This window comes from Streptomyces sp. NPDC055506 (assembly GCF_053643595.1).
Genome location: NZ_JBSHKH010000027.1, coordinates 34,285 through 46,700 on the forward strand (window position 1 = coordinate 34,285; position 12,416 = coordinate 46,700).

The 12,416-nt window shown below is 68.3% G+C and carries 10 protein-coding genes and 1 riboswitch; of the genes, 7 read left to right on the top strand and 3 right to left on the bottom strand.

The genetic code is table 11. The features are described 5' to 3' along the window. Positions 1-72: 72 nt before the first annotated feature. A complete protein-coding gene (locus ACWIF2_RS13385) occupies positions 73-1,353 on the bottom strand; it encodes an extracellular solute-binding protein (RefSeq protein WP_454360324.1) in 1,281 nt (426 codons plus the stop codon). A 266-nt stretch (positions 1,354-1,619) separates the two neighbouring features. Here ACWIF2_RS13385 and ACWIF2_RS13390 point away from each other — a divergent pair, with 266 nt between their 5' ends. The 7 genes from ACWIF2_RS13390 (at position 1,620) to ACWIF2_RS13420 (ending at position 9,882) form a co-directional block, all read left to right on the top strand. Next, the gene (locus ACWIF2_RS13390; protein WP_454360326.1) at positions 1,620-2,384 is read left to right on the top strand and encodes a GntR family transcriptional regulator; all 765 of its coding nucleotides are present in this window, start codon (positions 1,620-1,622) and stop codon (positions 2,382-2,384) included. Positions 2,385-2,521: 137 nt separating this feature from the next. Continuing rightward, positions 2,522-2,776, top strand: a complete 255-nt coding sequence (locus ACWIF2_RS13395; RefSeq protein WP_454360328.1) for a DUF3311 domain-containing protein — start codon at positions 2,522-2,524, stop codon at positions 2,774-2,776. Next, positions 2,773-4,401, top strand: coding sequence for a monocarboxylate uptake permease MctP (mctP, locus tag ACWIF2_RS13400; RefSeq protein ID WP_454360330.1), 1,629 nt, complete (start codon positions 2,773-2,775; stop codon positions 4,399-4,401). The genes ACWIF2_RS13395 and mctP overlap by 4 nt, the downstream gene beginning before the upstream one ends. Positions 4,402-4,481: 80 nt before the next feature. Next, positions 4,482-4,988, top strand: coding sequence for a GNAT family N-acetyltransferase (locus ACWIF2_RS13405; protein ID WP_454360332.1), 507 nt, complete (start codon positions 4,482-4,484; stop codon positions 4,986-4,988). A gap of 52 nt (positions 4,989-5,040) precedes the next feature. Further along, positions 5,041-5,180, top strand: a riboswitch (cobalamin riboswitch). Between the two features lie 123 nt (positions 5,181-5,303). Beyond that, positions 5,304-7,664, top strand: coding sequence for a ribonucleoside-diphosphate reductase subunit alpha (locus tag ACWIF2_RS13410; RefSeq protein WP_454360333.1), 2,361 nt, complete (start codon positions 5,304-5,306; stop codon positions 7,662-7,664). Next, a complete protein-coding gene (locus tag ACWIF2_RS13415; protein ID WP_454360335.1) occupies positions 7,664-8,671 on the top strand; it encodes a ribonucleotide-diphosphate reductase subunit beta in 1,008 nt (335 codons plus the stop codon). Before ACWIF2_RS13410 ends, ACWIF2_RS13415 begins: the two co-directional genes overlap by 1 nt. A 248-nt stretch (positions 8,672-8,919) precedes the next feature. After that, the gene (locus ACWIF2_RS13420) at positions 8,920-9,882 is read left to right on the top strand and encodes a GlxA family transcriptional regulator (protein WP_454360337.1); all 963 of its coding nucleotides are present in this window, start codon (positions 8,920-8,922) and stop codon (positions 9,880-9,882) included. Between the two features lie 14 nt (positions 9,883-9,896). Here the strand turns inward: ACWIF2_RS13420 and ACWIF2_RS13425 are convergent, their stop codons facing one another. Both ACWIF2_RS13425 and cyc1 read right to left on the bottom strand, forming a co-directional pair. Continuing rightward, positions 9,897-11,264, bottom strand: a complete 1,368-nt coding sequence (locus tag ACWIF2_RS13425; RefSeq protein WP_454360339.1) for a bifunctional albaflavenone monooxygenase/terpene synthase — start codon at positions 11,262-11,264, stop codon at positions 9,897-9,899. Then, positions 11,261-12,346 carry an epi-isozizaene synthase gene (gene cyc1 / locus ACWIF2_RS13430; protein ID WP_454360341.1) on the bottom strand — a complete coding sequence of 362 codons (1,086 nt, stop codon included), beginning with the start codon at positions 12,344-12,346 and terminating at the stop codon, positions 11,261-11,263. Before cyc1 ends, ACWIF2_RS13425 begins: the two co-directional genes overlap by 4 nt. Between the last annotated feature and the right edge of the window lie 70 nt (positions 12,347-12,416).

Consider the following 12,416-nt stretch of genomic DNA (forward strand, 5'->3'; position numbering starts at 1 on the left):
GGTCTGACGGGGCGGGGCTCCGCCCGGTGACGACGGCGGGGCTCCGCCCGGTGAGGGAGCCCCGCCCGTAGGTCACTTCGTGTTGATGACCTTGTCGATCGCGACGTCCGCGTCCTTGGCGGCGGCCTCGACCGACTTCTTGCCGGTGCCGATGCTCTGCAGCATGGTCTGCAGGATCTGCGCCTTCTCGACCTGGCCCCAGCCGGGGGCCATCGGGACGAACCAGTTGGACTCGGCCGCGGTGGCGGGGACCGCCGTCGCCGGGTCGTTCTTCAGCGTCGCGAGGTCGGTCTTGTTGTTGGGCAGATTGCCCTTGGCCATCAGGCCCTTCTGCCCGGAGGAGCCGGTGTAGGCGTTGATCCACTCGGCGGCCAGGTCCTGCGCGTCGGACTTCACCGGCACGGCGAGGTCGCTGCCGCCCAGGAAGACGGGCATGTTCTTGCCGGACGGGCCGGGCATCACGAAGTTCTCGAGGTTGCCCTTGAGCTTGCCGGTCTTGTCGTTCTTGGGGTCCTCGGCGGTCGCGCCCTCCCAGGCGGCGGCGAAGATCATGGCGGACTTGCCCTGGCCGTAGACGATGTAGCGGTCGGACTCGTCCTTGGTCTTGTCGCCGTGCATGTAAGAGTCGACGACGTTCTTGAACTCCTTCAGGCCCTTGAGGGACTCGGGCGAGGAAAGAGAGGCCTTCCACTGTCCGCCCGACTCGGTGGCGATGGCGCCGCCGGCGTCGTAGACGAAGGACATGGCCGCATACCAGTCGCGGGTGGGCTGGTACCAGGCGTTGTACTTGCCGCCCTCCTTCTTCTGGATCTTGTCCAGGGCGGCAGTCAGCTCCTTGTAGGTCTTCGGGGGCGTCTTCACACCGACCGAAGCCGCGATGTCCTTGCGCCAGTTGGCGACGCGGCCGCCGGCGTAGTACGGGACGCCGTAGGTCTTGTCCTCGTAGGTGACCGAGGCCTTGAGGCCGTCCAGCCAGGCGTCGGAGTTGTCGAACTTCGCCGGGTCCAGGGGAGCGAAGGCGCCCTTGACCATGTAGCCGAGCATCTCGGTGTTGCCCATCTCGACCACGTCGGGCGCCTTGTCGGTGGCGAGGACGGCGTCGAGCTTGGCGTTCTTGTCGGGCCAGCCGTAGTACTCGTGGTTGATCTTGAGACCGGGGTGCTTCTTCTGCACCGCCGCGTCGGCGGCCTTCACCAGTTGCGGCCAGTTGTTCTGGGCATCGACGGTGAGCCAGACGGTCAGCTCCTTGGCGTCCGCGCCGCCCTTGTCCGAACCACCGCCCTCGCCCCCGCACGCCGCGATGGAGACCATCATGCCCGCGATACCGATCGCGGATATCAGCTTGCGCTTCACGCCACCCTCCTCAGCTGGACCATTGGTGTAGACCAGTAGGGAGGAGCTTGGCCTGGACCACGAGACCTGTCAAGAGGTCCGATAAGGCTCTGACCAGCCGTTATGCGACCTACATATGCAGGGACCTTTAAGTAATAAGCCAGCGAAATGCTGGCTGTACACGCCATACTTCAGGTAGACCACTGGATGTTGTGGACTAGACCAAAAGCGGCGCCGACGGTATACAAGTGGGATCGTGTCGGCAGACCGAGCCGGGAAGGCGGAGCATGAGCACCGACGTCAGCAGTGCGGAGAACGAGAACGGGGCGCCCGTCCGTACCGCACGCGTGCCCAAGTACTACCGCCTGAAGAAGCACCTGCTCGACATGACGGACACACAGGCGCCCGGCACACCGGTCCCGCCCGAGCGCACGCTGGCCGCCGAGTTCGACACCTCGCGCACGACCGTGCGCCAGGCGCTGCAGGAGCTGGTCGTCGAAGGCCGTCTGGAGCGCATCCAGGGCAAGGGCACGTTCGTCGCCAAGCCCAAGGTCTCCCAGGCGCTCCAACTGACCTCGTACACCGAGGACATGCGTGCCCAGGGCCTGGAACCCACCTCGCAGCTGCTGGACATCGGCTACATCACCGCCGACGACCGCCTCGCAGGCCTGCTCGACATCACGCCCGGCGGACGCGTGCTGCGCATCGAGCGGCTGCGCATGGCCAACGGCGAGCCGATGGCCATCGAGACCACCCATCTGTCCGCCAAGCGCTTCCCCGCGCTGCGCCGGTCGCTGGTGAAGTACACGTCCCTCTACACCGCGCTCGCCGAGGTCTACGACGTCCATCTCGCGGAAGCCGAGGAGACCATCGAGACGTCGCTGGCCACCCCGCGCGAGGCCGGCCTGCTGGGCACGGATGTCGGCCTGCCGATGCTGATGCTGTCCCGGCACTCGCTGGACCGGGAGGGGCAGCCGGTGGAGTGGGTGCGGTCGGTGTACCGGGGGGACCGGTACAAGTTCGTGGCCCGGCTGAAGCGGCCTGTCGAGTAGCGCACGACGCGGACCGCTGGTGAGCCCCGGTTTCTATTGGGTGTCGCATTGCGGACGAGGGGTTCCGTTCCCGCCGCACCCTGACCTAGATTGCCTGCGCATTGCACAGGTGATCACTGAGGGGACGGAGCCGCCTGATGTCGCAAGCCCCAGAAGCCAGTAGAGGTCCGGTGGTGACGCCGATGCGCGTCGTCATCGGCGTCTGCCTCCTAGCGCCCTTCGTGGCCATGCTGTGGGTCGGCTCCTACGCCAAGACCGACCCGGCCTTCATCGGCATACCGTTCTTCTACTGGTACCAGATGGCGTGGGTGCTCATCTCCACCGCGCTGACGATGATCGCCTACAAGCTGTGGCAGCGTGACCAGCGCGCCCGTAAGGAAGGTGCGCGGTGAAGGACGGCGTGAACGGCGTCGCACTCGCCGTCTTCATCTTCTTCTTCCTGCTCGTCACGGTCATGGGCTTCCTGGCCGCGCGGTGGCGCAAGGCCGAGAACGAGCACAGCCTCGACGAGTGGGGCCTGGGTGGCCGGTCGTTCGGCACCTGGGTCACCTGGTTCCTGCTCGGCGGCGACCTGTACACGGCGTACACCTTCGTGGCCGTACCGGCGGCGATCTACGCGGCGGGCGCGGCGGGCTTCTTCGCGGTGCCGTACACGATCCTGGTCTACCCGCTGATCTTCACCTTCCTCCCCCGCCTGTGGTCGGTGTCCCACAAGCACGGGTACGTGACGACGTCCGACTTCGTGCGCGGCCGCTTCGGCTCCAAGGGCCTGTCGCTGGCCGTGGCCGTCACCGGCATCCTCGCGACCATGCCGTACATCGCGCTCCAGCTCGTCGGCATCCAGGCCGTGCTGGACGTGATGGGCGTCGGCGGCGGCGAGGACACCAACTGGTTCATCAAGGACCTGCCGCTGCTGATCGCGTTCGGTGTGCTGGCGGCCTACACGTACTCCTCGGGCCTGCGGGCCCCGGCGCTGATCGCCTTCGTCAAGGACACCCTGATCTACATCGTCATCGCGGTGGCGATCATCTACATCCCGATCAAGCTGGGCGGCTTCGACGAGATCTTCGCCAAGGCGGGCGACGCGTACAGCCAGACCAACCCGGCGACGGGGGCGGCGCGCGGTGCGCTGGTGCCGCCGGAGGCGGGGCAGTGGACGTACGCCACCCTCGCGCTCGGCTCCGCGCTCGCGCTGTTCATGTACCCGCACTCGATCACGGCGACGCTGTCCTCGCGCAGCCGTGAGGTGATCCGCCGCAACACCACGATCCTGCCGCTGTACTCGCTGATGCTGGGCCTGCTCGCGCTGCTCGGCTTCATGGCGATCGCGGCCGGGATCAAGGTGCAGAACGGGCAGCTGGCGATCCCGCAGCTGTTCGAGACGATGTTCCCGGACTGGTTCGCCGGCGTGGCCTTCGCGGCGATCGGCATCGGAGCGCTCGTGCCGGCGGCCATCATGTCCATCGCGGCCGCGAACCTCTTCACCCGCAACATCTACAAGGACTTCCTCAAGCCGGACGCCACGCCGGCGCAGGAGACCAAGGTCTCCAAACTGGTCTCCCTGCTGGTGAAGGTGGGCGCGCTGGCCTTCGTCCTCACCATGGACAAGACCGTCGCCATCAACTTCCAGCTGCTCGGCGGCATCTGGATCCTGCAGACCTTCCCGGCCCTGGTCGGCGGCCTGTTCACCCGCTGGTTCCACCGCTGGGCACTGCTCGCGGGCTGGGCGGTCGGCATGATCTACGGCACGGCCGCCGCGTACGGGGTCGCCTCGCCGACCCAGAAGCACTTCGGCGGCTCCTCGAAGGAGATCCCCGGCATCGGCGAGATCGGCTACATCGGCCTCACGGCGTTCGTCCTGAACGTGGTGGTGACGGTGGTCCTCACCTTCGCCCTGAAGGCCCTCAAGGCCCCCGACGGCATCGACGAGACCAAGCCGGAGGACTACACGGCGGACGCGGGCGACCCCGGGGTGCAGGTGGAACTGCCGCCGGCCACGGCGGGCTCCGCCCACTAGAACGGACCGGGCACATACGCCCGCAGCGGGCCGCCGGTGATCAACCACACCGGCGGCCCGCTGTCGTACACACTCACGCCATGGACACCTTGATCCGGCGAGTGAAACCCACCGAGTACGGCCCCCTCGGCGAGTTGACGGCCCACGCCTACCTCGCCGACGGCCTTCTCGACTTCGGCGAGAGCGACGCGTACCTCCACGAACTGCGAGACGTCGCCAGACGCGCAGCCGCAGCCGACGTTCTGGTCGCCGTCGAGAACGACACCCTCCTCGGCGGCGTCACCTTCGTACCGTCCGGCGGCCCCATGGCCGACATAGCCGGCCCGGGAGAGGCCGAGATACGAATGCTCGCGGTCTCGCACGCCGCCCGCGGCCGCGGCACCGGCGAGGCCCTCGTATCCGCCTGCATCGACCGCGCACGGGCCACGCCCGGCTGCGTCCGCATCGTGCTGTCGACCCAGCGCACCATGCGCGCAGCCCACCGCATCTACGAACGCCTGGGTTTCACCCGCACTCCCGAGCGCGACTGGAACCCGATCCCGCACCTGGCGGACATCACTCTCCTCACCTACCAGTTGACGCTCTGAAACCAGCACGACACAACATCTGGGGGTGCCGCCCGAACCCGGCACAAGATGTATGCTCGTGCTCGCTGTCGCCGCAGGGGAATCCGGTGCGAATCCGGAACTGTCCCGCAACGGTGTACTTGTGCATGTCTGTTCCCAGAAACGTCATGCACGGGAGTCAGTCCGAGGACCTGCCGACAGCGCACCCGGCCGTCCGGCCGGGGTGCCCTGACGTCCGGGCCTCGTGGAATGGGCCGGTGGACGCGACGCCGTGTGCGCTCGTGTGCTGCCCCCTGCCCTGCGCGAGGCCCCTTGCCGAGCGAGGGAGAGCCCCACGTGACCATCGCGCCAGCCGAACCGGTCTCAGCTTCCGAAGAAGAGCACGACGGTCCCGGTGCCGCGCTGCTGCGGACCCTGACCGAGCTGACCGCCGATCTCCCCGACGCCGACCCCGGCCGGGTCGCCGCCGCCGCGCTGCGCGGGCGGTCCGCGCGGGCGGACGAGACGGAGCTGCGCGAGCTCGCGACGGAGTCGGCCGCCGGCCTCATCTCCGAGGACCCCGCCTACTCCCGGCTGGCCGCGCGCCTGCTGACGATCGGCATCCGCGAAGAGGCCGCCTCCCAGGGCGTCACGTCCTTCACCGAGTCCGTCGCGGTCGGCCACCGGGAGGGACTGATCGCCGACCGGACCGCCGAGTTCGTGCGCGTCCACGCCGCCCGGCTCGACGCGCTGATCGACCGGGCCGCCGACGACCGCTTCGGCTACTTCGGCCTGCGGACGCTGCACAGCCGCTACCTGCTCCGCCACCCGATCACCCGCAAGGTCGTCGAGACGCCCCAGCACTTCATGCTGCGCGTCGCCGCCGGGCTCGCCGAGGACGACACGGCACAGGCCGTCGACGAGGTCGCCGCGCTCTACGGGCTCATGAGCCGCCTCGACTACCTGCCCTCCTCCCCCACCCTCTTCAACTCCGGCACCCGGCACCCCCAGATGTCGTCCTGCTACCTCCTCGACTCCCCCAAGGACGAGCTGGACTCGATCTACGACCGGTACCACCAGGTGGCGCGGCTGTCGAAGCACGCGGGCGGCATCGGGCTGTCGTACTCCCGCATCCGTGCGCGCGGTTCGCTGATCCGCGGCACCAACGGCCACTCCAACGGCATCGTCCCGTTCCTGAAGACCCTCGACGCCTCGGTCGCCGCCGTGAACCAGGGCGGTCGCCGCAAGGGCGCGGCCGCGGTCTATCTGGAGACCTGGCACTCCGACATCGAGGAGTTCCTGGAGCTGCGCGACAACACCGGCGAGGACGCCCGCCGTACGCACAATCTGAACCTGGCGCACTGGGTGCCGGACGAGTTCATGCGGCGGGTGAACGCCGACGGGAAGTGGTCGCTGTTCTCCCCCGCGGACGTGCCCGAGCTGGTCGACCTGTACGGCGAGGAGTTCGACGCCGCGTACCGGGAGGCCGAGGCGAAGGGCCTGGCGAAGAAGACCCTGCCCGCCCGTGAGCTGTACGGCCGCATGATGCGCGCCCTGGCGCAGACCGGCAACGGCTGGATGACCTTCAAGGACGCCGCCAACCGCACCGCCAACCAGACGGCCGAGCCGGGCCACGTCGTCCACTCCTCCAACCTCTGCACGGAGATCCTGGAGGTCACCAGCGACGGGGAGACGGCGGTCTGCAACCTGGGCTCGGTCAACCTGGGTTCCTTTGTCGACACATCGACCGGCGATCTCGACTGGGAGCGGCTGGACGAGACCGTCCGTACGGCCGTCACGTTCCTCGACCGGGTCGTGGACATCAACTTCTACCCGACCGAGCAGGCGGGCCGCTCCAACGCCCGGTGGCGTCCGGTCGGCCTCGGGGCCATGGGCCTGCAGGACGTCTTCTTCAAGCTGCGCCTGCCCTTCGACTCGCCCGAGGCCAAGGCGCTCTCCACCCGTATCGCCGAGCGGATCATGCTCGCCGCGTACGAGGCCTCCGCCGACCTCGCCGAGCGCAACGGCCCGCTGCCGGCCTGGGAGAAGACCCGTACGGCCAGGGGCGTGCTGCACCCCGACCACTACGACGTGCAGCTGACCTGGCCCGAGCGCTGGGCGGCCCTGCGCGAGCGCATCGCCACGACCGGCATGCGCAACTCCCTGCTCCTCGCCATCGCGCCCACGGCCACTATCGCCTCCATCGCGGGCGTGTACGAGTGCATCGAGCCGCAGGTGTCCAACCTGTTCAAGCGCGAGACGCTGTCGGGTGAGTTCCTCCAGGTCAACTCCTACCTGGTGGACGAGCTCAAGCGGCTCGGCGTATGGGACGCCCGCAGCCGGGAGGCGCTGCGCGAGGCGAACGGCTCGGTGCAGGAGTTCGCCTGGATCCCCGAGGACGTACGGGCGCTCTACCGCACGGCGTGGGAGGTCCCGCAGCGCGGTCTGATCGACATGGCGGCGGCCCGGACGCCGTTCCTGGACCAGTCCCAGTCCCTGAACCTCTTCATGGAGACGCCGACCATCGGCAAGCTCTCCTCGATGTACGCGTACGCCTGGAAGGCCGGGCTGAAGACGACGTACTACCTGCGTTCACGCCCGGCGACCCGCATCGCCCGCGCGGCCCAGGCCGCTGTCCCCGCGCAGGCCACCACCCCGGATCCCGAAGCGGTCGCCTGCTCCCTGGAAAACCCCGAGTCCTGCGAGGCCTGCCAGTAATGACCACCCAGAACCTTCTCGACCCCGGCTTCGAGCTCACCCTGCGCCCCATGCGCTACCCGGACTTCTACGAGCGCTACCGGGACGCCATCAAGAACACCTGGACCGTGGAGGAGGTAGACCTCCACTCGGACGTCGCCGACCTCGCCAAGCTGTCCCCGATGGAGCAGCACCTGATCGGCCGGCTGGTCGCCTTCTTCGCCACGGGCGACTCGATCGTCGCGAACAACCTGGTGCTGACGCTGTACAAGCACATCAACTCCCCCGAGGCGCGGCTGTATCTGAGCCGGCAGCTCTTCGAGGAGGCCGTGCACGTCCAGTTCTATCTGACGCTGCTCGACACGTATCTCCCCGACCCGGAGGACCGTGCCGCCGCGTTCGACGCGGTGGAGAACATCCCCTCCATCCGCGAGAAGGCCGGGTTCTGCTTCAAGTGGATGGACTCGGTGGAGAAGCTGGACCGGCTGGAGACCCAGGCCGACCGCCGCCGTTTCCTGCTGAACCTGATCTGCTTCGCCGCGTGCATCGAGGGCCTGTTCTTCTACGGTGCCTTCGCCTACGTCTACTGGTTCCGCAGCCGGGGCCTGCTGCACGGCCTGGCCACCGGCACCAACTGGGTGTTCCGGGACGAGACGATGCACATGTCCTTCGCCTTCGACGTGGTCGACACCGTCCGCAAGGAGGAGCCGGAGCTGTTCGACGACCAGCTCGAGCAGCAGGTCACGGACATGCTGCGGGAGGCCGTCGAGGCCGAGCTGCAGTTCGCGCGCGACCTGTGCGGTGACGGCCTCCCGGGCATGAACACCGAGTCGATGCGGCAGTACCTGGAGTGCGTTGCCGACCAGCGGCTCACCCGGCTCGGCTTCGCTCCGGTGTACGGCTCCGAGAACCCCTTCTCCTTCATGGAGCTCCAGGGGGTTCAGGAGCTGACCAACTTCTTCGAGCGGCGCCCCTCGGCGTACCAGGTGGCGGTGGAGGGCACCGTCGACCTGGACGAGGACTTCTGAGCCCGCTCGCGCTCCCTGGCCTCCTGGGCCTCCCTGATCTGACGGTCGACGCGCCTGTCGCGCACGATGCCGATCACTGACGGGAGGACCAGGAGGACCAGCGTCCCGAGTACGAAGATCATTGCGATGAGTGTCTGTGCCTGGTTCGTTTCCATGGACACCACTGTCGCGCCGATGACTCCTTACCGTCAGTGGCAGTACTGCCGTAGACCCTCGAATTACTGCCACCGGCGAGGCACACTGGAGGCATGCTCCAGAACGTGGCCGTCGTCCTGCTCGACGGCGTGAATCCTTTCGAACTCGGTGTGGTGTGCGAGGTCTTCGGCACCGACCGCAGCGACGACGGCCTGCCGGTCTACGATTTCGCGGTCGCCTCGGCCGAGGGCCCGTCCCTGCGCATGAACTCGGGCTTCTCGCTCCAGGCCGAGCACGGCCTGGAGCGGCTGGAGACGGCCGACCTGATCGCGGTGCCGGCCGGGCACAGCTACGCGACGCGCTCGTTCCCGCCCGAACTGCTGGACGCCCTGCGGCGCGGCGTCGGCCGCGGCGCCCGAGTGCTCAGCGTCTGCTCCGGCGCCTTCGTGCTGGCCGCCGCCGGGCTGCTGGACGACCGCCGCTGCGCCGTGCACTGGAAGCACGCGCGGGACCTCGCCCGGCAGTACCCCCGAGCGGTCGTCGAGCCGGACGTGCTCTACGTCGACGAGGACCCGGTGATCACCTCCGCCGGCACGGCCGCCGGGATCGACGCCTGCCTCCACCTGGTCCGCAAGGAGCAGGGCACCGAGGTCGCCAACAAGATCGCCCGGCGGATGGTGGTGCCGCCGCACCGCGACGGAGGCCAGGCCCAGTACATCGAGCGCCCGCTGCCCCACTCCGAGGGTGACACGATCGGAGACGTGCTGGCGTGGATGGAGCGCCACCTCGACGAGGAGGTCACCGTCGAGCAGCTCGCCGCCCACGCCCATATGTCCCCGCGCACCTTCGCCCGCCGCTTCCAGCAGGAGACGGGGACGACTCCCTACCGCTGGGTCCTGCGCCAGCGGGTGCTGCTGGCCCAGCGGCTGCTGGAGGCGACGGACGAGACGATGGTCGCGATCGCCGGCCGAACGGGGTTCGGCAACGCGGCCACGCTGCGCCACCACTTCGTGCGGGCGGTGGGCACCACTCCGAACGCCTACCGGCGCACGTTCAGGGGCCCCGAAGCGGCCTGACGGTCACCGGCCCCTCACCTCGGCACCGGCCGCAGCAGCAGGTCGTGCGGCCGGAGCGTGATGCCGACGCGGGTGCCGTCGTTCGAACCGGCCACCTGCTCGAACCGGTACTTCGTGGCCAGCGCCGCCGTGATCAGCGTCAGCTGCGCCATCGAGAAGTGGTCGCTCGGGCACTTGCGGTTGCCCGTGCTGAACGGGCTCATGGCGTGCTTCGGGATGTCCTTGACGCGGTCCGGCAGCCAGCGGTCGGGGTCGAAGTCGAGATGCCGGCCGTACGACTTCGCGTCGCGCTGGATCGCGTACGGGCTGTAGACGATGTCCGCCCCGGCCGGAATCCGGTATCCGCCGAGTTCCGTGTCCCGTACCGCCCGGCGCGTCAGAATCCAGACGGCGGGGCGCAAACGCATGGCCTCGACGACGACATTGTTGGTGTGCCTGAGTCCCCGGACGTCCTCGAATGCCACCGGCCTCCCACCGGTGACGGCTTCTACTTCGTCACGCACCCGGTCCGCCTGTTCCGGGTGTTCCGCGAGCATATGCAACAGCCACATGATCGTGGAGGCGATGGTTTCGCTGCCGGGGGTGAGGATCGCGACGACCTGATCGTGGATCTCCTGTTCCCCGATGGGGTCGCCATTCTCGTCCTTCGCCTCCAGCAATGCCGTCAGCAAATCGTCCGGCTTTTGACCGGATGCCCGACGCTCGGCGACGATCTCGTCGACCAGGAGATGCAAATCGGCCAATGCCCGGTTGAATTCGCGGTTGGCCGGGAGCGGCAGCTTGTAGAGCGGCCCGAGCGGGACCACCATCCGCCGGTACATCCCGCGGAAGACGGTGGCGAGCGCGACGCACAGCCGCTCCGCCCGCTCGTCCATGTAGTCGCCGCGCAGCAGACAGCGGGCCGCGACGCGCACGGCCACCCGGAAGGACTCGGAGGTGCAGTCGACGGTCTCGCCGGGCTTCCAGCGCTCGGTCAGCGCGTGCGCCTCCTCCTCCATGATCGGCCCGTAGGCGGGGATGGCGTCGAGCCGGAAGGCGGGCTGGATGGTGCGCCGCTGGCGCCGGTGCCGCGGCCCGTTCGCCGTGGCCACTCCCTCCTTGCCGAGCAGGCCCTCCAGGGACTCCCAGAGCGGCCCGGCGATGATGAAGTCGTTGCTCAGCGCCAGTGCGCCGGTGAGCTCCGGGGTGGTGACGGCGTACACGGTCTTCGGCCCGAGCTTGAGGCGGACCACGTCACCGTGGTCGCGCAGCCGGGACATGAACGCCAGCGGGTCACGCACGAGCTTCCAGCCGTGGCCGAGGCCGGGGACTGAGCCGCCCGCCCGGGGCGGCTCACGCAGATCCGGAGCCAGGGCTTCGGGTTGAACGGACTCGACGGTCATTTCTCACCTGCCGCTTCGTTGTTGACGTACGGGGGCGTGGACCGGTCGTCCCAGCTGTCGACCATGTACCGGCCGGACTCGTGGTGGAACCAGTAGACCGAACTGAACCAGTTGCGCATATTGCTCAGACAGGCCCGCACGGCGGCGCTCAGTTCCTTTCCCCGCACGGTGCCGTCGGCGAGGTCGTCGGCGAACCGTAATGCTTCCTGTTCGACATCGAGGAATTCAGTGATGCAATTCTCGACACGGCGCCTCAGGTCCACTACCGCCTGTTCCAGAGTCAGGCCCTCATGGGTGATGAGACTGATTCCGAGATTGTGCACCTCGTCGCCCGCTATTTCCTTGGGAAGGGAGCAGAGGTCGTTGTACCAGGCGGCGAATTCCTGACTCAGCAGCGCTGCCCGCCGGTATGCCGGGTGTTTCCGGACGGGGTCGGGTATTTCACATCCAGCGGCCGGCTCCAGGAGGTCCGTCCATATCCAGTGGGCGAAGGTGAGCCGGCGCAACCGGAGGTATTCGTCGACCGTGGGCACGATTCCGTGGGTGCGGTTGTGGAACTCCCGGTCGTACGCGTCGACCACCGCGTGGAAGTGCCGGGCGAACCGGAGGTTCCACGTCCTCGGCAGGAACGCGTACAGCCGCAGCACGCTGTCCGCGAACCCGGCGACCAGTGGGTCCTCGTGGTGCAGATGCGCCCCTGGGAAGTCGAGGGCCGTGTGCAGCCGGTCCCGCAGCCGCCGCCAGGCGACCGGACGGCCGTGCACGATGTCGCGGTCGTGCCGGTCGTCCCAGACGAAGAACCAGGCGCTGTAGTCCGCGATCGCCTGGAGGACCTCGTCGGGGGCACCGATGTAGTACCCGGCCATGAGGTCGGTGTAGCAAAGGCCGTCGGCATATTCCTCCACCTTGTCCGCGGGCATGAGCCGCTTTTCGAGCAGCCAGGCCCGGGTCTTCTCTTGGCACTTCGGCCAATACGGGTGGAGTTGCCGGGGAAACGCCGCCTCGATCACCGGTAGAGAGAGCGACGGTGGAACTGCGATGGTGGTCGGTGTCGATGTGGTGCCGTCTGGCAAAGCTTGCACGAACTAACCCCTCTCAGCCGCCAGTTGGCGCGGGCGCCCCTCCCTTCGTGCCGGGCGTGCGCCGTTGCAT

Coding starts and splice junctions, on each gene's coding strand:
- ACWIF2_RS13405 (WP_454360332.1), top strand. CDS start 4,482: ATGGACACCTTGATCCGGCGAGTGAAACCCACCGAGTACGGCCCCCTC.
- ACWIF2_RS13420 (WP_454360337.1), top strand. CDS start 8,920: ATGCTCCAGAACGTGGCCGTCGTCCTGCTCGACGGCGTGAATCCTTTC.
- ACWIF2_RS13390 (WP_454360326.1), top strand. CDS start 1,620: ATGAGCACCGACGTCAGCAGTGCGGAGAACGAGAACGGGGCGCCCGTC.
- ACWIF2_RS13425 (WP_454360339.1), bottom strand. CDS start 11,264: ATGACCGTCGAGTCCGTTCAACCCGAAGCCCTGGCTCCGGATCTGCGT.
- ACWIF2_RS13415 (WP_454360335.1), top strand. CDS start 7,664: ATGACCACCCAGAACCTTCTCGACCCCGGCTTCGAGCTCACCCTGCGC.
- ACWIF2_RS13395 (WP_454360328.1), top strand. CDS start 2,522: ATGTCGCAAGCCCCAGAAGCCAGTAGAGGTCCGGTGGTGACGCCGATG.